Genomic DNA, 18224 nt, shown 5'->3' with positions numbered 1-18224 from the left:
TGTTATTTATCAAATTTATTAAACATCACATAAAGAAAAGCCAAGAAGCACATCCCTGCACAAGCAAAAAATGACCAACCTATTTGATGTACATTATTATCGTAGATTTCTGCAGATATAACCGCTCCCAATCCAATACCAATTTCTAAGGCAATATACATTGTTGCAATTGCCCTACCTCTATGTTTTTCTGAAGCTCTATCTATGGTCCATGCATAAACAGATGGAGAATTTGTACCAATACCAATTCCTAACAATATTGCAGCAGCGAATAACTCTACAGCATTACTTGATAACCCAACGGCTATTAAAGCAAACACCAATATTATTGTAGAAAATTTCAATACAGTCACACGACTATATTTATCGGATAGCTTACCTGCAGATATTCTTACTAGCATTGAAGCTGCAGTAAAATATAAGAAAAAAGCCCCTTTGTTTTCTATTTCTAAATGGGTACTGAGATCAGGTATTAAAGTTAAAATCACACCATAAGCAGTTGTGCACAAAAGCATAACAATGGAAGGAGGTATAGCAGATTTATCTATAATTTCATTTTTTCTAATGATGAAATGTTCTACTTTAAGCTTCTCTGGATTGGATAATGTTTCCTTTAAGTTTAGAAGAATTAGAATTGATAATAAAGAAATACCTGAGGAAATATAGAACATCACCTCAATATCAAAATGCATTACTATTAACGAACCAAAATAAGGTCCTATTCCGATACCTGTACTTGAAAAAAATCCTAATACGCCTAACGCCTCTCCTCTTCTATCCGCAGGTACAATATCAGCTAAAAAAGCAGACGTTCCTGTTGGTTTAAATCCTGTAGAAAATCCATGTAAAAACCTTATTAATAAGAAGCCAAATACTGTTCCTACAATAGGGTAGAATAATGTACAGATACAACTAACCAATACACCTACAAACATTACAGGTACACGCCCAACTCTATCTGTTAGCTTTCCTGAAAATGGTCTCGATATACCTGCAGTAACCGTAAATAATGCGATAATAAGTCCTTTATACTCTTCACCACCTAAGGATGTTAAGTAGTCTGGTAATTCAGGTATGATCATATTAAAGCTCGTAAAAAACAGTAACGAGCTAGAGCATAATAACCAAAAATTTAAAGTATATACTTCTGATTTATTTTGTAATGTCAAATCTTTGTTGATAAGGTAAAAAAAATAGAGCATGTTTTAATTTCTATCAAAACATGCTCCTCAAAGTTATCAAAAACTATTCTGATTAACCTAGTGCTTTATTTAATATACCGGCTAAACGAATTCCCGCTTTCATAATTCTATCTTCAACAACATGGTAGTTATCATATATATAACGATAACCTAGCTTACCATCCCCTACTTCTTTATAAAATCTTGTACATAATTGATGTGATTCATTCATCATATCTACAGTAGAAGCACTCTGAATCTTTACTACTTCCTCCACTGAAGCAGTATCAACAAACTTTGCTAATTCTGTATAGCTTAATCCTTTGGAGCCTATCATATCAGAATCCCAAACTCTATGAATATTTGATGGTTTACCAAACCAAGTCACTTTTACCTTATTTCCACCTAAATCACTTTTATGTCCCACATGAAAAGGTTGATGTAAATCTCCTATAAGATGAGTTAAAACTTTAACCGCTAATGCTTTTTGTTTTTTAGAAGAATTTTCATCTTCTAAAATTTTGATCATATCATCTATTGCTTTTAGAATATCTCCTTTAGAACTTCTTTGAATATCTTTAAATGTTTCACCCTCATCTAAATTGATATAATGCCATGGAGACATAAAAGAGTATTTCTTATCAGATTTTATATCATCCATCCAAGTACTTACAATAGGTAAATAAGCAGAATCTCCTAATATCTCTTGCAAGGCTTTTTTTGCTTTCTTATTTAAATGATTTTCAGCCACTTCAGCTACAACTCTATGTCCTGTTTGTCCCCAAGCCATAACTTTTTGAGGTAAAAATGTTCCTCCAAATAATAAAGTGATACTGATAATGGAAAGAATAAAATGCTTCATCTTTACGATTGGTTAAATTTTTGTTATTTATGCAATGCAAGATAGAATGTTGTTTTAGGGCATCAAAACAAAACCCTAAACTATTCAATTAATCTTTGTGAAATTGACATTCTGATTATTTCGATTGTCTAACTAAAGAACAATTACATCTCAATCATTTTTTTATCATGAAAAAGATTTTAACTATTATCTGTGGTTTACTCCTTATTGGAGCAACTGCAAATGCTCAATCTGGTCTATTAAGTTTTGGTGTCAAAGGTGGTATTGGCGCATCTAAGTTTAATTTAGAAGGTGCTCCTTCTGGATGGCAAACTGAAGGTACGGCTTCATGGCATGCTGGTCTTATGTTAAGAGTAAATATTCCTGTATTACCTATCTACGTTCAAGGTGAAGCACTATACTCAAGAGTTGGTGGTTCTATTTCTGCTAATGGTATAACACAAGATACTTATGTAAATAGAATGGATATTCCAGTTGTTGCTGGTTTTAAATTTGGTTTATTAGGTATTAATGCAAGAGCTTATGGCGGTGTTGTAGGACAGGTTAATTTATCTGACAACTTTAAAGATGCTGCAGCACAGTTAGACCCAACAGCTCCTCAAATTTCTTCAAATGATTTTGTTTGGGGATACCAAGCCGGTCTAGGTGTTGATATCAAAAAGTTAACGATCGATGTTAAATACGAAGGATCATCTGATTATTTATCTGAAAAAGCTAACGTTACTTCTATGAAATCTGCACAGTGGATTGCTAGTGTTGGTTTCTTCTTCGGAGGTAATGACTAATCATACTAAGATTTATCTTGTATAAGCATAAAAAAAATAGCTACTCATCAAATGAGTAGCTATTTTTTTTATGCTTTGTATTTTATCTTATTCTAGGAGATTTCGGGCAGTTAACATTGATAATATTATAACACCAAGTAAATCCTAGGAAATAATAATTATCTCTCCAAGAAGGTACTGTTAATTGCTCTGTGATTGGTGTAGAAGGGTCGTCGTCTCTATAAATGGTATCCGTTTTATCAGACCATAATGGCTTTGTAACACTCAATTCCATTCCAAAGTCCCAATGTGTTGATATTCTTTTCTTAAACCCAACACCAAAAGGTAAAGTAACAGCCCATGGTAAAGCAGGAGGATTTTCAGTGGTTGTTTCAATAATAGGAAACAACCCAGCTCCCAACTCCATAAAAAAGTAAGGAGTAAAACTATCTCGCTTATTTTTATCTTCTCTAAAACCTAAAAAGTTATACTCAAAACCTGTAGCTAAATTAATCATCACATTTTGAAAACTAGCATTTCTTGATTTAGGTAATGGTTTATCAAATCTGCTATCACTCCCAGTGTTCCAAGCTGCATGTAAATCTGTTCTCCAATGAAGGAAATTGTTCATTTTATACTTTGCGAACCCTTTAACTCCAACTCTATAATCTAAAGGATGAGGCAATGGAGAAACGTCACCTGCGTAAGCAGACACACCAATACCACCACCTAAAATCCAATCTTGAGCTTGAACATGTTTTGTCATGAACAAACTAAAAAGAAGTGTTAGTATAGTATTTCTTAAATAAGTAATATTCATATTTTTAAAATTGTATTCTAAAAGTACAAAAAAAGTCCGCAAGTTTAAACCAGCGGACTTTTTTTTTGTATTAGTGTTTTTGTTAACGGAACTTAGGCATTTTGATAGTACCACCCATAATGTAATTCAGAGAAAAACCTATAGTTAAGTACACATCATTAAATTCTTTAAACGTACTTCCGTTGTTTGAATTATCAATACCGTCCAACAAATCTGAACCCGCATAGTTTATTGTTCCTTCGAAACCTAAATCAAGGTGAGTGGATAATTTGTATCTCAAACCTAATGATAAAGGAATAATATAAGTAGCAAATGCTTCAGACTTTTCCCCATCAAGTACTGCACCTTGATAATCATCAGATGCATTTTGCTTTAAATTATATGAACCTACTAAACCACCTACACCAATACCAATATATGGAATTGGAATTTTAGGACGTCTATAATAGACTCCTGCGTTAGGGAATAAATCGATAATACCTTGTAAACTCAAGTTTAATCCATAAGAATTAAATTCATACCCCCTATCAGGGTTAAGTCCTGCATCTTTATCACTTCCCGAAAAAAAGTTATTTCCTAAAGACAGTCTTGCTGAAATTCTTGGTGCATATCTTTTTTGTATAAAACCACCAATTTGAGCTCTTGTAGCACCCCAATCAATACTACCTTTAGAGTTTACCGGAGATAAATCTCCCATAAAGTTGGTTGTAGTCAAAGTACCACCATAACTCCAATATCTTTTCTTTGCTGTAAATCTAGCCCTACCTTTCAAACCCTGAGCAGAAACTTCAGAATAGGCGAAAGTAAAGATCATCATCAATAGAACAGCTTTTAAACAGTTTTTAAATCCCATTAAAACCGAAAGTTTATATTCAATCTCCTGTATGAAGAGAAGTTTTATTCTTCTATAATTAAAAAAGTGGGTAAATCCACCCTAAAAAGATATACATCTTTTATGCCAAATTGCACACAATAAGTTGGTAAATCTAAAATACAGAGAGTAATAGTTGCCTTATTGTAAATAAATTCGCTTAGCAAATATAAGATAATACCTATTTTATTAACAATGAAAATGAGATTTTATTTTATTACTTGTTTCATTCCTTCTAAAAAAGAAATTGGACTATAACCTAAATTTTGTTGTGCTTTACTAATATCGAACCCAGTTTTTAAAGGTCTTCTTCCATATTCTTTAAATGTGGATGCATTTACAGCTTCTACTAAATCACTATTCAAATTATATTCTTTCACTAAAGTCATTACTATTTGATAGGGTGTAAAAACCTCCTTTCCAGAGATGTGATAAACTCCTACCGCTTTCTTATCCATACAAAATAGGATTCCCATGGCTAAATCATCTACAAAAGTAGGTGTTCTCATCTGGTCATCCACAACTTTAATAGGCATATGATTTGTCAATTGATTTTTAGCCCACAGCATAATATTCGATCGACTCATATCCTTTACTTGTCCGTAAACCAAACATGTTCTAATAATTGATATTGGTAATTGATCAGATATTTTCAAGAGATAGTTTTCTGCTTGAAGCTTGGTATGACCATAAAAATTAGGAGGGTTTCTTTCATCATCTTCTTTGTAGATTCCTTTCTCTCCATCAAAAACAAAATCGGTAGAAATAAATATAAAATGATCAACTCCATATTTTATGGCTACGTCTGCTAGTATTTCTGTTGCTCTTGTATTGACTTTCACAGCTAATTCTTGATGGTCTTCACAATCCTCCACTTTAGACATTGCTGCACAATGAATGATACAATTCGGTTGAATTTTTTTAATCAAAGCATCGATCTCTTGTTCATTTGTAAGGTCTAATGAATGATAATCATACCCATTTTCACAAAATCTGTCCTTTCCTCTACCTGTTGCGTAAATATTAACATTTGCCTGTTTTTTAAGTAATTTAAGCATAGATTGACCAAGTAAACCATTTGATCCTGTGATAAGTACCTTATTTTTCATATATTGTGAAATTATATATCTGAGTATATTTGATAACACAATCTACTAAATCAAAACTCGATATATGCAGTGTGATTAGAATTTTATCCTAGCGATTAATTAAATTTGCATTATCAAATCTTATTTCAATGATTACGTTAGCAACTCAACATGATACCGACGTACAGGTTCTAGAAGAAACTGAAGTCGATTCAGAACAGAAGCGAGAGCTTATTGTCTTCAATGATGAAGTAAATACGTTTGAACACGTAATTGATGCACTCATTCAAGTGTGTGATCATACTACTCATCAAGCTGAACAATGTACTTGGATTATCCATTATAATGGAAAATGTGCTGTAAAGAATGGCACTTTTGACGAATTATCCCCTATGCGAAAGTCTATGGTGGACAGAGGTATTTCAGCCGAAATATTATAAATTACTATTTGTGTTAAACCTTCCTTCCAAATCATTAGAAGATGCCGTTGAGCAACTTTCCAACTTACCAGGTATTGGTAGAAAGTCTGCACTACGCCTTGCATTGTACATTTTAAAAGAGGATGAATTGTTTGCCAAAGATTTAGCAACCGCAATCGCGTCCCTTAAACTAAATGTCAAATTTTGTCAGAAATGTCACAATATCTCTGATGAAGATTTATGTAATATTTGTGCATCTCCTTCAAGAGATGATTCTGTTGTTTGTGTAGTAGAAAATATGTCAGATGTTTTGGCTATAGAATCTACAGGTGCATACAAAGGATTATATCATGTCTTAAATGGGGTTATTTCTCCACTTCAAGGTATTACACCTAATGATTTAACTATCGAACATTTAATTGATAGGGTACATCAAGAAGACATTAATGAAGTGATATTTGCTCTTAATGCAAGTTTAGATGGAGACACAACCGCTTTTTTTATCCGTCAGCAATTAGAGGCGATAACTACTTTAAAACTGACAAATATTGCAAGAGGTATTCCTGTAGGTGGTGCATTAGAATATGCTGATGAGCTAACTTTAGGACGATCAATTGCAGAAAGAACAGATTTATAAACTCTGTTCTCAAAGAAATATCAAAAAAAAGATCAACTTATTGAATTAAGTTGATCTTTTTTTATCTATCCAATTCTAAATGAAATTGGTAAACTATATTTTTCTTAATGCTTTTTCTGCAGCCTTTTGTTTTTTCTTGACAACTCTCGCACAGATAAGAATACTAATCTCATATAGTGCAAAGATTGGCCCGGCAATCATTACCTGAGTAATTGGATCTGGAGGTGTAATAATGGCTGAAATGATTAGAATAACAACTAGAGCATGTTTTCTATATTCCTTCATTACATCTGGAGTAATCATATCAGATTTTGATAAGACATAAACTACCATAGGTAATTGAAACATTATTCCACCTGATAAAACAATCATTGCAATAGTGGATATATAAGAGGTAATATCAAACTCGTTTAAAACACTTTCATCAATCTGATAATTGGAAAGAAAATTAACTGCAAGTGGAGATACTACATAATAACCAAAAAGTACCCCTGTGGCAAACAATAAACTCACAAAGAATGTCGCCCCTGTTGCAGCAGATTTCTCATTATTATACAATCCAGGTTTAATAAATCTCCATATTTCCCAAAAGGTATATGGAAATGCCATAATCAAACCGATCACAAAAGAAGACATAATGTGCATTGCAAATTGCCCTGTCATCGTTCTACTCTGAATTGTAAAAGGAAGGCTTTGGATACACAATACATCGGTATCTAAATAATGAGATAACTCACATAACCATTGATATGTAGGAAAGTCCAAACGTGAAGGACCTAATATTATAACGTTGAATACGAATTTTTTTGAGATAAAAGCAAGGATCGAAAAAATTAAAATGGATCCAACTCCTCTCATAACGTGCCATCTTAGTTCTTCCAAATGATCTAAGAACGACATTTCGTTTTCCTCTTTGTGATCTGACATATATTTGTTAGTTGATCTTTTTCAATGCCTGCAAAGGTCGTTAATTTGATTTAAATCGCATAATTAAAATAAATAACTATGTTCGAATACTTGTAAATAAGTACTGAATATTTCTAATTTGTATTCGTCTGTGATCTCTAAATAGTAATTTCTTATAAAGAATCTTATTTTTGAGCTTAATGACAGCAATCCCTATCGTAGATTTTTTAATACAATGTTGTACAAATACAATTACATATACTCTTTTATTTTACTTTGTTTAACTCTAGTGACTGTTAGTACTACTACTTACGGACAAATGGACAATCACAAAGAATATTCATTTAAAAGAAAAATAGTGATTGTTATCGATCCTGGTCATGGAGGAGAAGATGTTGGCAAACCCAAAAGTCATCCTAAATCCTATTTAAAAAATGAAGCAGACTTAAATTTAGATATCGCGTTAAGATTAGGTGGTTATTTAGAAGAAAGGGTCAAAAATGTAGACATAAAATATACTCGAAAAACAGATAGAACACTTACTTTAAATGAAAGAGTAGACTTTGCTAATAAAGTAAAAGCCGATTATTTCATCAGTATACATTGTAATTCATTAAAAGATAAAAATTATAAGGGTACACAAGTACATATACAAAGTAAAAAATTCCCCACTTCTTATGCACTAGCCAAGTCAATTGATAGTGAATTAAGAAGAACAGGAAGAGTAAGTAAAGGAATTAGAGATCAAAACGACAGAGGACACAATCTTCAAGTATTACAGTATTCAGAAATGCCTGGTGTATTAGTGGAATGTGGTTTTATGAGTAACCATGAAGAGGAAAAATTTCTCAACTCTGGTAAAGGCCAAACCTACATAGCTTCGGCTCTTTACAGAGGAATCAGAAAGTTTGAAAATTTAAAAACAAAACCTGCTGCCGATAAAAGATATCCCTATTATAGAGTACAAATAGGTACAATAACTGATAAGAAAGAATTGACCTATAAAAAGTACCGCAGATTAAACATGCAAATAGAACCTGTAGCGATTCAGAATAAGTACATTTTATATGTGGGTAGAGAATACGAAAAAAAATATATTGATAAACTCTTAGCTACAGTAAAAAAGAAAGGCTTTAAAGATGCTTTTATAAGAAAATTTGAAAAACCACAAGTACAGAAAACTGCTCCTAAAAAAGTAATCTCCCCCCCTGTACAAGAGAAAAAAACAGATACTACTACTGTAGCTGTTCAAAAAACAGATATTAATAAAGGGACTAAAGAAGAAATTAATCCAAACGAATTACATTTCTACAGAATACAAATTATGTCTTCTGATAAAAAATTAGACTTAAATAAAAACGAGTTTACCAAGCTTGGGGAATCTATTTATCTTTTCTATGATGACAGTACCAAAAACCCATACAAATATCAAGTATTAGTAGGGAAGTACTATGCCAAATCTAAGGCACAAGAAGTAAGAGAAAAGGTAAGAAAAAAGGGATTTCCTGACGCCTTTATTGTTACTGTAAAACAAAGTGAAGCTAGAAAATCCCTTGACATTTATATTCCAAAAAATAATTAAGCATACACTCTTTCTGTTTCCATTTCTTTCTCAATTAATCTGGACATGGTATCATCTAATACGATATCCAAATCTTGTTCATTTTTTAGAATTTCATACAAACGATCCATTATAGTCTCGTCATGTACCTTATGTGCATATCCTAAAATAATTTGATACCCAACAACATCATTAGAGTGCAATTGTTTTATGGTTGACACAATAGCCATATCAGCAACATTAGAGTTGGTTGAACGTTCTATCATCAATTGCATTTCTTTGATCATACCCAAAGAACATTCGCATATATCTCCAATTTCACTTTCATGAAGTTCTAAAAATAACTCATTCAAAGAGTTTAAATGTTTCTCAGCATTGTGTTCACAAATTTCTATTACTCTTCTTAAAGCTATTGATTGTACACGTCCTTTTAGCTGATGATAAACCTCTAATTGCTGAGTTTCTGCGTCATAACGGTCTTTCATTTGATGAATGAAAAGGTCTCGTAGGTCTTCTAATGGTTTCATAACATTGGAATTTATTTATGGGTGAAAAAAAATATAAATCACATATTTACAACACCTTACAAATATACAAGTGTATTATTTACATATAAATAACCTCCTATTTTTTAACACTTTCAATGACAACAATCACCCTAAAATAGTATTAGAATCATACTATTAAGTGTTTAATCTACATACATTTGCATTAGATAAATTATGAAATGAAAAGTGAACAATATAAAAAGGGTATACTCAATGAGTATACCCTTTCATTTTTTACATCATCTACTACACTTTTAAAATCTTTAGAATAATTTCATGCCTTCATAGACACTAGAGTTTTTCGATGGTACTACTTGTCCACGAAAACTCAATTCAATATTTTCTGTTTGTGATCTTACTTTTACATTGGCAAAATTTCCATTTCCATCTATGCTAAATTGCATTCTAGCCAACATCACTGGTCCCATCACATTAAAACTTACTGTTCTACGACCGTTATCTTCTTCTTTCACCTTATAGTCAGAAATTTTACCTTCCATCGTAATACCTCCAACTCCATTTAATCCAACAAGACCATCAAATCCTAATTGAAAAACAGCCATATCGCCATTTACACTTACAAAATTGATGTTACTTGATACATTTTCCATATTTCCATAACGATCATATACTTGTGTTGCTTCTAAAACAAAGGCCATACTATCTATTCCGGATACTGCTTGAGCATGTAAAATTTGCTCAAATAATTTAGCTGCCTTTTTTCTTTCTTCTTTTTCTTTTATTCTTTCTGCTCTTTTTTGAGCTCTAATTTCTTTTTTTGATAATGCTTTTGTATTTGATAATGTATCTTGTGCATTTATTGATACTGCAAATAATAGAGTCACCAACAACACAATGTTTCTGATTAAATTTTTCATAGTATCTAAAGTTTAAATGAATGTTCTTCCAAATTATTTACAATTAACTGAACGTTCGAACAAACATGATAGTTACCATTATTTACATTTATTATTAATCAATTGATCAATGGAGATAGGAATTATATCCGATACACATGGCTATATAGATGATAGAATTATAGAACACCTTAGTGATTGTGATGAAATTTGGCATGCTGGAGATATAGGTGATGAAGAAGTAACTAATGCTTTAAAAAAGTTAGCACCTCTTAGAGTAGTCTATGGGAATATTGATAATGGAAATGCTCGGTTAGAGTTTCCTGAAGAACAGATATTTAATATCGATAGAGTAAAAGTATATATGATACATATTGGAGGATACCCTCCTAGATACACAGGAAAGCTTAAAAAAAGGTTATTAGAACTCCGTCCTAAATTATTTATCTGTGGACATTCCCATATTTTAAAAGTTATTCCTGACAAAGAAAGAAATTTAATTCATATTAATCCTGGTGCAGCGGGTAGACATGGGTTTCATCAAATGAGGACACTAATTAAACTGACTATCTCAGACGGAATACCACAAAATTTAAGAGTCGTGGAGCTAGGGAAACGTGCTTCATTAACATAATATTAAAAAAGATGACTACAATCAACATTTATTTACATTAAAGTCATCTTCTCATGTGTGAAATTTACGCTTAATTTGTAATGAAAGTTATGAGATGAGATAATGCTAGCAAACTGAAAGAATTTGAAAAAATTATCAGTTTCTAAAAGCGTGACACAGACAGGCATAGGACGATATCAAGTGTTCTATGCCTGTTTTTTTATATAGTCCATATTTTAAAAGTATTTTTTCAAATAGTCAATACCCCATAAAAGGCAAGCTATTACATTTGTGTTATAACAATTACACCTATGACACGATTCAATCAACTAAAAGAAGTAGCTCAAGTGATGTTTAAATTAGGCTGTTTAGCCTTTGGAGGACCTGCTGCTCATATTGCCATGCTAGAGCAAGAAGTGGTAGAAAAAAGAAAATGGATGTCCCAAGAACATTTCCTTGATCTTATCGGAGCAACTAATTTAATTCCTGGACCAAATTCTACAGAAATGACCATGCATGTAGGACACGAAAGGGCAGGTTTTTGGGGACTCATCATTGGAGGACTTAGCTTTATTTTACCTGCTGTTGTTATTACAGGTATTTTAGGTAGTTTATATGTCTCTTATGGAGAATTGCCCAATATAGAACCCTTCATTTTTGGTATAAAGCCAGCAGTTTTATCCATTATTTTTGGGGCAGTTTTAAAACTAGGTCAGAAAGCGATTAAAAATATAGAATTAGCTGTAATTGGTTTAAGTACGGTACTTCTCTCTTTACTTGGTATAAATGATGTATTCGCGTTACTAATCACAGGTATTTTAGGTATTATTTACTTTTCATTTAAAGAAAATAATAACAATGTCAAACAGTCTATTTTACCTTTACTATTAATACCTAATACATTTCAACAAATATCTCAAAGTCAAATTTTCCTTACGTTCTTAAAAGTAGGTGCAGTACTTTATGGGAGCGGGTACGTCTTATTTGCTTATTTAGATACAGAACTAGTTCAAACTGGTTTTTTAACTAGAGCTGAACTGATGGATGCTATCGCTATTGGTCAATTTACCCCAGGTCCCGTTTTATCTACTGCCACTTTCGTAGGTTATCAATTAGGAGGAGTTTTAGGTGCAATCTTAGCAACACTAGGCATCTTCTTACCTTCGTTTATTCTAGTGTTATTACTCAACCCTTTTATCCCTAAACTAAGGTCAAATAAAAAAGTAAGGTACTTTTTAGACAGTGTAAACGTAGCAGCTGTAGCGATAATGGGAATTGTACTCATTCAAATGTCTATGACTGCACTTACTGACTGGAAAAGTCTACTCATTGGTGGATTAGGCTTTTTTGCTACTTTCGGAATAAAGAAGGCTAACGCAATGCATGTTATTCTAGGAGGAAGCCTTTTAGGATATATTTTGACAACATTTATTTAATTCCAAGAAACATTTAAAACAGTGATTATCTATCTCACTACTTAGATACTCCCCTACTCTTTTTATTAATCTTTTAGCTTATATATGATTAAAAAGGATAAAAGTGTAATTTCGTAAATCAAATTTTTTCAACTTAAAACTATTTGCTAAATGTGCGGAATTACTGGATTATTTGCTTTTAATGAAATTGGACGAATGCAAGCTATACATATGCATAGAGCCAATGATCAACTAGCACGTAGAGGTCCTGATGCAGGTAATGTATTCAGCAGTCATTTTGTACACTTAGGTCATAGAAGACTTTCTATTATCGATCTTACCGAGGGAGGGAATCAACCTATGACAGACCCAAGTGGTCGTTATACTATTGTGTTTAATGGAGAGATTTATAACTATCAAACCATTAAAGCTTCTTTAACTCAAAGAGGAGTGCAATTTCATACGACCTCCGATACTGAAGTACTTTTACAAGCCTACATTCATTTTGGCATAAAAGCATTGGACCAATTGCATGGTTTCTTTGCATTTGCTATTTATGACAATGAAAATGATAGTTTAATAATAGCAAGGGATCGCTTAGGAATTAAACCGCTGTTATATTCATGTGATGAGGACAAAATTGTCTTTGGAAGTGAGATGAATGCCCTTCTTCAATTTGGATTGGAAAAGGAAGTGGATTACAATTCTATTTTTCAACTCCTTCAATTAACTTATATATCATCACCAAACTCTATTTTTAAGAATGTAAAAAAGCTTCCTCAAGGTTGCTATATGGTGATTAAAAATAAAGAGTTTAAGATACATCGCTATTACGATTTAAAGCATCAAACAGCAGAAAATAAAACAATCTCTTACCAAGATGCTCAGACCGAATTGCTAAAAGTAATGGAACATTCTGTCAAAGAAAGAATGGTCTCTGATGTTCCTCTAGGTAGTTTTCTAAGTGGAGGAATCGATTCATCAGCTGTAGTGGCAATGGCTTCTAAACATACCGATCAATTACAAACTTTTTCGATTGGTTATAAAGATGAACCCCTATTTGATGAAACTCGTTATGCCGAATTAGTGGCTAAAAGATATAATACACAGCATACGGCTTTTAAACTTACTCAAGATGATTTTTATAATCATTTATTTGGGATGTTAGATCATTATGGTGAACCTTTCGCTGACGCTTCAGCAATTGCTGTTAATATTCTAAGTAAAGAAACTCGTAAGCATGTTACTGTTGCGTTATCTGGAGATGGTGCCGATGAAATTTTTGCCGGTTATAATAAGCATTATGGAGAATGGAGAACAAGGAAAGGTGGAACTACAGCAAACATCATCAAAAACCTTTTACCACTCTTAAAACAATTCCCTCAGAGTAGAAATTCTGCTATTGGTAACAAAGTAAGACAAGCCGTTAAGTTTGGTGAGGGGCTAAAGCTTTCTGCTCAAGAAAGGTATTGGTTTCAATGTTGTTGGAGAGACACATCTTCGACATTAGAGATGCTTCACCCTGAGTTTAAAGAACAATTAAATATGGTGGAGTTTGAAGAAAGGAAAGAAGAGATTACTAAATATATTACAGGAGATGGTTTTTCTGATGTACTCTATTCTGATATCAATGGTTTATTGGTAAATGATATGCTACATAAAGTAGACTCTATGTCTATGTACAATAGCTTAGAAGTTAGAGTGCCTTTCCTAGATCACAAAGTAGTTGAGTTTGGAATGTCCCTACCTTCTGAATATAAAATTGATGGTAAAATGAAGAAAAAAATCCTTCAAGATGCTTTCCGTCCGCTTTTACCTGAGGAGTTATATAAAAGACCTAAACATGGATTTGAAGTACCTCTAATGAAAGGGTATAAAACAGCCTTAAGATCATGGGTAAACGAAATGTTAGAAGATGATTTTATTGCGCAACAGAAACTATTTGATCCTCTTTATATTAAGAATCTAAAAGACATTATTTTCAAAACAGAAAACTACGATCAAAATCAAATTTGGAGTATATTGGTACTGCAACATTGGTGGAAGAAATTTAAAATCGATTAAATAGAGGGTTTTGTCGAAATAATTATCATTTTTTGAAAAAAATTCTCATATTAAGATTATATGCTATTTAAGGAGATGATATTTTTTTTAGAATACCAAACACTCTCTTATATTTACATATTATAGATGTGAGTAATTACATCATTTAATTTTTTTATCTTTAAGGAATTTCCTTTTGTTACCAACTACAAATTTTTTAGAAGGTGCGCATTAGAATAATCTTCAATCTTAGAAACAAGGGAGCAATTTTACCCTTCCATCACCAAAAACTCGTACAGAACATGCTAAGAATAGCGTGTGCTGATAACGATATGTTTGAAAATTCTTACTTTACCTTTTCTGGTTTAAAAGGCCAAACAAAGGTGGGAAGAGAAGGGCTTCATTATTTTTCTAAGAAAGCAACCATTGTCTTAACAAGCCCAACGCAATCATTTATTGATAGGGTAGTAAATGGACTGTTCAGAGAATCACATATTTTATTAGGTAATCTTATGCTTCAAGCGGATACCGTAGAAATTGAAGAAGCTCCATTGTTTCATCAATCAATGAAATATTTGTGTATTTCTCCAATTGTACCGTTCCATCAAGTAGAAGGTTTAAACAATAAATTATTTGTTAACCCTCTAAGCGATGAATTTTCTGATATGCTATACGACTCAACCATGTATAGAATGGAAAAGTCAGGGCTTTATACTCCAGAACAAATCTCTTCATTTTTTAGATTTCAAATCATTCCTGATCAGCAGTATCTGGAAAAAATCAATAGAATGGATAAGAAGTTTGCTCGAATTTACTCTGTTATTAAAAATGGAGAAATCATGGAGGCTAGAGGGTATACCCTTCCTTTTGAAGTTTTAGCAGCTCCAGAAGTACAAGAGTTTATTTACCACAACGGTTTTGGTGAATTAGCTGACCATGGCTTTGGAATGTTAGATATACCTAACTTCAAACCAAACAAAGCCCCTTATATTGTTAAAGATAGCACTACTCAAGAATAAAAGGAGCAGGCGAAAAACATAATATAAATACGATTAAGGTGATGATTCCAATAATTTTTCTTTTGGTATCAACACCTTTTTCTATTATTGGACGTGGGTGATTCAACCCTAAGAAACGAGACAACATGAAGCCCCATAAGAGCCAACCTGTATAACCTTGAATGTTCGGATAAAATGTAGTGAGCACAAATTGTGATGTAAATACAAGCATTACATACATACCAATCGTTACTTTGTCTTTAAATAACTTCATTGATACATAATACAAGTACAGTAAATACAAAGGTACGTAACTCAATAAGTAATCGTTAGGGTCTTCTGCTGAAAACAAACCTAAACCTCCCCAAAACAAAAATATAGAATATGTAAATGGAATAATTTTATGAAACCATTTGTGACCAATCATTCCATATAAAGCATGCCCTCCATCCAACTGACCAAAAGGCAATAAATTCAATGCTGTAAAAAAGCAGGCTAAAAATCCAGCAAAAAGAAATGGATAATGCATCAACTCGTGTGGATTGGGAAACAGTGTTAAATCATCTACAAAAATATGCTTAAGTATTTCAAATAATAGATTTGAACCCAGCATCATATCAGTCCCCTCTGCTAAATCTTTGTAAGCATGTTGGGCATAGTCTAATCCCCACTTTTGATATTCGGGATGAATATCAAATATATATTCTGGTGCGGGAAGATGAGTAAAGCCATAAATCAATACTCCTAATGCCACTACAAATCCACTTAAAGGACCTGCTACTCCTACATCAAAAAATTCTTTTGTCGTTTTTAATCTTGATTTAATATTAATAAACGCACCGAAAGTTCCTATAGAAGGTAAAAATGTAAAAAACCAAACAGGAATAAAATAAGGAAGAGTCACTTTTAACTTGTAATACTTTGCAGTAAAGTAATGACCAAATTCATGCACAGTTAATATCCCCAAAAAACAAAAAGAATAAGTCATTGCTCCAGACCATTGTTCAATAGTTATACTATCAAACAAAACAGATTTACCATAAATCCACTCTAACCCTGCAAAAGTTGTTGCAGTTAGCGTTAATAGGAAAAGTAAAAAATGTTTCCATTTGGGCATTCCCACAAACTTTTTCTTTACAGATATTTTTTCTTGAGTAATTTCGTCACCTTTGTTCTCAAATGAAGGCTGATTTTCTTCCATATTCTTCTTCTAAAAAATTAGTCTTGCAAGTTAGTAATTATCTTAAGATACAAAATCAAAAATGTCATCAATAAAACATCTACATGCATCATTTGATATTCCTGAAGGTGGGCAAGCCATGCGATTGGATCATTTCCTATCCATTAAACTCCCTAATAAAAGTAGGAATGTAATTCAAAAACATATCAAAATGCAGATGGTTTTAGTAAATGATAAAAAATCAAAAGCTAGCTACCAATTAAAACCGTTTGATAAAGTAGAATGGTTTGAATCCTTTAGGAAATTAGAAGAACTTATCCCTTATGATTATCCTCTTGATATTCTAGAAGAGAATGATGCTTTTATTGTTATTAATAAACCCGCTAACATGTCGATGCATCCTGGGTTAGGAGTTTATAAGGAGACACTACAGAATGCTTTACAACATCATTATAACGTCACTAATCAACCTACAGCCTTAATAAAGGATTGTTTAGTACAAAGACTGGATAAGGACACTAGTGGCATTGTAGTCATCCCTAAAACAGTACAAGCAAGAGAACATCTTGGAGCCCAATTTCAGGGAAAATCTACTAACAGAGTATATCATGCTATTGTATGGGGAACTCCTGATCCCCAAAAAGGGATGATCAAAAAACATATTGGAAGAAACCCTGATGACAAAATGAGTATAGAAGTATCTGATGACGGTGTTTTTGGTAAAGAAGCCATCACTCATTACTCCACCATTGCTAGCTACCCTCAGTTTTCTATTGTAGAATGTATCCTCGAGACAGGAAGAACCCATCAGATTCGCGTTCACATGCAATACATTGATCATCCTTTAGTAGGAGACAAAAGATATGAGAAAGTGCAATACACGGCAAATACAACCCTACAAAATAGCATTGGAAGACACTGTTTGCATGCAAGGTTATTACACTTTGATCACCCTCAGACTCTAGAACGAATGAAATATGAACTTGGTTTGCCTGATGATTTGAAAGAAATTATTGAAAAATACGTCAAATAAAAAAAGGTAAGCTCTTTCGAACTTACCTTTCAATTTGTTGGCGGAACAGACGGGACTCGAACCCGCGACCCCCTGCGTGACAGGCAGGTATTCTAACCAACTGAACTACTGCTCCAGTCATCTAGTTTTTGAAAGTCTTGATGAAGACTCGTTGGCGGAACAGACGGGACTCGAACCCGCGACCCCCGGCGTGACAGGCAGGTATTCTAACCAACTGAACTACTGCTCCAGCCATCTAGTTTTTGAAAGTCTTGATGAAGACTCGTTGGCGGAACAGACGGGACTCGAACCCGCGACCCCCGGCGTGACAGGCAGGTATTCTAACCAACTGAACTACTGCTCCAGTCAGCTAGTTTTTGAAAGTCTTGATGAAGACTTGTTGGCGGAACAGACGGGACTCGAACCCGCGACCCCCTGCAGGCAGGTAT

The 18224-nt window shown here is 33.0% G+C and carries 18 protein-coding genes and 3 tRNA genes; 9 read left to right on the top strand and 12 right to left on the bottom strand.

What is annotated here, in order from left to right:
- Positions 1-2: 2 nt before the first annotated feature.
- Together NH26_RS18205 and NH26_RS18200 are read right to left on the bottom strand one after the other, a co-directional pair.
- Positions 3-1202, bottom strand: coding sequence for an MFS transporter (locus NH26_RS18205; protein ID WP_044223314.1), 1200 nt, complete (start codon positions 1200-1202; stop codon positions 3-5).
- 52 nt (positions 1203-1254) lie between these two features.
- Positions 1255-2043, bottom strand: a complete 789-nt coding sequence (locus NH26_RS18200) for a S1/P1 nuclease (RefSeq protein ID WP_052431995.1) — start codon at positions 2041-2043, stop codon at positions 1255-1257.
- Between the two features lie 167 nt (positions 2044-2210).
- Here NH26_RS18200 and NH26_RS18195 point away from each other — a divergent pair, with 167 nt between their 5' ends.
- On the top strand, positions 2211-2828 hold the full coding sequence (locus NH26_RS18195; RefSeq protein ID WP_052431994.1) for an outer membrane beta-barrel protein: 618 nt from the start codon (positions 2211-2213) through the stop codon (positions 2826-2828).
- An 82-nt stretch (positions 2829-2910) separates the two neighbouring features.
- On the opposite strand, the gene NH26_RS18190 is transcribed toward NH26_RS18195, so the two are convergent.
- From NH26_RS18190 to NH26_RS18180, 3 genes are all read right to left on the bottom strand, one after another.
- Complete coding sequence (locus NH26_RS18190) at positions 2911-3627, bottom strand: DUF6089 family protein (RefSeq protein WP_139263161.1); 717 nt, start codon at positions 3625-3627, stop codon at positions 2911-2913.
- A gap of 82 nt (positions 3628-3709) precedes the next feature.
- Entirely contained in the window at positions 3710-4480 is a 771-nt protein-coding gene (locus NH26_RS18185; protein ID WP_044223309.1) for a DUF6089 family protein, read from the bottom strand.
- A gap of 227 nt (positions 4481-4707) precedes the next feature.
- Complete coding sequence (locus tag NH26_RS18180) at positions 4708-5607, bottom strand: SDR family oxidoreductase (RefSeq protein WP_044223307.1); 900 nt, start codon at positions 5605-5607, stop codon at positions 4708-4710.
- Positions 5608-5735: 128 nt separating this feature from the next.
- Here NH26_RS18180 and NH26_RS18175 point away from each other — a divergent pair, with 128 nt between their 5' ends.
- Positions 5736-6026, top strand: coding sequence for an ATP-dependent Clp protease adaptor ClpS (locus tag NH26_RS18175; protein ID WP_044223305.1), 291 nt, complete (start codon positions 5736-5738; stop codon positions 6024-6026).
- Between the two features lie 10 nt (positions 6027-6036).
- Positions 6037-6642, top strand: coding sequence for a recombination mediator RecR (gene recR, locus NH26_RS18170; RefSeq protein ID WP_044223303.1), 606 nt, complete (start codon positions 6037-6039; stop codon positions 6640-6642).
- Positions 6643-6735: 93 nt separating this feature from the next.
- Here recR and tatC read toward each other — a convergent pair whose 3' ends face one another.
- Complete coding sequence (tatC, locus tag NH26_RS18165) at positions 6736-7569, bottom strand: twin-arginine translocase subunit TatC (protein WP_044223302.1); 834 nt, start codon at positions 7567-7569, stop codon at positions 6736-6738.
- Positions 7570-7837: 268 nt separating this feature from the next.
- Between tatC and NH26_RS18160 the strand changes: the two genes are divergently transcribed.
- Entirely contained in the window at positions 7838-9130 is a 1293-nt protein-coding gene (locus NH26_RS18160) for an N-acetylmuramoyl-L-alanine amidase (RefSeq protein WP_052431993.1), read from the top strand.
- Here the strand turns inward: NH26_RS18160 and NH26_RS18155 are convergent.
- Both NH26_RS18155 and NH26_RS18150 read right to left on the bottom strand, forming a co-directional pair.
- Complete coding sequence (locus NH26_RS18155; RefSeq protein ID WP_044223300.1) at positions 9127-9636, bottom strand: YciE/YciF ferroxidase family protein; 510 nt, start codon at positions 9634-9636, stop codon at positions 9127-9129. The two genes, NH26_RS18160 and NH26_RS18155, sit on opposite strands and share 4 nt — an antisense overlap.
- A gap of 284 nt (positions 9637-9920) precedes the next feature.
- Complete coding sequence (locus tag NH26_RS18150; RefSeq protein ID WP_044223298.1) at positions 9921-10535, bottom strand: DUF4251 domain-containing protein; 615 nt, start codon at positions 10533-10535, stop codon at positions 9921-9923.
- A gap of 109 nt (positions 10536-10644) precedes the next feature.
- On the opposite strand from NH26_RS18150, the gene NH26_RS18145 reads away from it, so the two are divergent.
- The 4 genes from NH26_RS18145 to cas6 all read left to right on the top strand — a co-directional run bounded on the left by NH26_RS18145 (position 10645) and on the right by cas6 (position 15604).
- Complete coding sequence (locus tag NH26_RS18145; protein WP_044223296.1) at positions 10645-11148, top strand: metallophosphoesterase family protein; 504 nt, start codon at positions 10645-10647, stop codon at positions 11146-11148.
- A 290-nt stretch (positions 11149-11438) separates the two neighbouring features.
- On the top strand, positions 11439-12563 hold the full coding sequence (gene chrA / locus NH26_RS18140) for a chromate efflux transporter (protein ID WP_044223294.1): 1125 nt from the start codon (positions 11439-11441) through the stop codon (positions 12561-12563).
- 150 nt (positions 12564-12713) lie between these two features.
- Positions 12714-14606: an asparagine synthase (glutamine-hydrolyzing) gene (asnB, locus tag NH26_RS18135; RefSeq protein WP_044223292.1), complete on the top strand. Its 1893-nt coding sequence runs from the start codon at positions 12714-12716 to the stop codon at positions 14604-14606.
- 281 nt (positions 14607-14887) lie between these two features.
- Entirely contained in the window at positions 14888-15604 is a 717-nt protein-coding gene (gene cas6 / locus NH26_RS18130; protein ID WP_084812231.1) for a CRISPR-associated endoribonuclease Cas6, read from the top strand.
- Here the strand turns inward: cas6 and NH26_RS18125 are convergent.
- Positions 15591-16784 (bottom strand): site-2 protease family protein, encoded by a 1194-nt coding sequence (locus NH26_RS18125; RefSeq protein WP_242427337.1) that lies wholly within the window; start codon positions 16782-16784, stop codon positions 15591-15593. The genes cas6 and NH26_RS18125 overlap by 14 nt on opposite strands.
- A 61-nt stretch (positions 16785-16845) precedes the next feature.
- Between NH26_RS18125 and NH26_RS18120 the strand changes: the two genes are divergently transcribed.
- On the top strand, positions 16846-17796 hold the full coding sequence (locus NH26_RS18120) for an RluA family pseudouridine synthase (RefSeq protein ID WP_044223288.1): 951 nt from the start codon (positions 16846-16848) through the stop codon (positions 17794-17796).
- Positions 17797-17834: 38 nt separating this feature from the next.
- Here NH26_RS18120 and NH26_RS18115 read toward each other — a convergent pair.
- The 3 genes from NH26_RS18115 to NH26_RS18105 all read right to left on the bottom strand — a co-directional run bounded on the left by NH26_RS18115 (position 17835) and on the right by NH26_RS18105 (position 18139).
- A tRNA-Asp gene (locus tag NH26_RS18115) sits at positions 17835-17911 on the bottom strand.
- A 37-nt stretch (positions 17912-17948) separates the two neighbouring features.
- Positions 17949-18025: transfer RNA gene (locus NH26_RS18110), tRNA-Asp, on the bottom strand.
- A 37-nt stretch (positions 18026-18062) separates the two neighbouring features.
- A tRNA-Asp gene (locus NH26_RS18105) sits at positions 18063-18139 on the bottom strand.
- Positions 18140-18224 lie beyond the last annotated feature (85 nt).

This window comes from Flammeovirga pacifica, from assembly GCF_000807855.2.
Lineage (GTDB): Bacteria > Bacteroidota > Bacteroidia > Cytophagales > Flammeovirgaceae > Flammeovirga > Flammeovirga pacifica.
This window is presented reverse-complemented; position numbering and strand designations above follow the sequence as displayed.

Coding starts and splice junctions, on each gene's coding strand:
- NH26_RS18200 (WP_052431995.1), bottom strand. CDS start 2,043: ATGAAGCATTTTATTCTTTCCATTATCAGTATCACTTTATTATTTGGA.
- NH26_RS18195 (WP_052431994.1), top strand. CDS start 2,211: ATGAAAAAGATTTTAACTATTATCTGTGGTTTACTCCTTATTGGAGCA.
- NH26_RS18180 (WP_044223307.1), bottom strand. CDS start 5,607: ATGAAAAATAAGGTACTTATCACAGGATCAAATGGTTTACTTGGTCAA.
- NH26_RS18150 (WP_044223298.1), bottom strand. CDS start 10,535: ATGAAAAATTTAATCAGAAACATTGTGTTGTTGGTGACTCTATTATTT.
- NH26_RS18185 (WP_044223309.1), bottom strand. CDS start 4,480: ATGGGATTTAAAAACTGTTTAAAAGCTGTTCTATTGATGATGATCTTT.
- NH26_RS18175 (WP_044223305.1), top strand. CDS start 5,736: ATGATTACGTTAGCAACTCAACATGATACCGACGTACAGGTTCTAGAA.
- NH26_RS18145 (WP_044223296.1), top strand. CDS start 10,645: ATGGAGATAGGAATTATATCCGATACACATGGCTATATAGATGATAGA.
- chrA (WP_044223294.1), top strand. CDS start 11,439: ATGACACGATTCAATCAACTAAAAGAAGTAGCTCAAGTGATGTTTAAA.
- NH26_RS18190 (WP_139263161.1), bottom strand. CDS start 3,627: ATGAATATTACTTATTTAAGAAATACTATACTAACACTTCTTTTTAGT.
- asnB (WP_044223292.1), top strand. CDS start 12,714: ATGTGCGGAATTACTGGATTATTTGCTTTTAATGAAATTGGACGAATG.
- NH26_RS18120 (WP_044223288.1), top strand. CDS start 16,846: ATGTCATCAATAAAACATCTACATGCATCATTTGATATTCCTGAAGGT.
- NH26_RS18125 (WP_242427337.1), bottom strand. CDS start 16,784: ATGGAAGAAAATCAGCCTTCATTTGAGAACAAAGGTGACGAAATTACT.
- tatC (WP_044223302.1), bottom strand. CDS start 7,569: ATGTCAGATCACAAAGAGGAAAACGAAATGTCGTTCTTAGATCATTTG.
- cas6 (WP_084812231.1), top strand. CDS start 14,888: ATGCTAAGAATAGCGTGTGCTGATAACGATATGTTTGAAAATTCTTAC.
- NH26_RS18205 (WP_044223314.1), bottom strand. CDS start 1,202: ATGCTCTATTTTTTTTACCTTATCAACAAAGATTTGACATTACAAAAT.
- NH26_RS18155 (WP_044223300.1), bottom strand. CDS start 9,636: ATGAAACCATTAGAAGACCTACGAGACCTTTTCATTCATCAAATGAAA.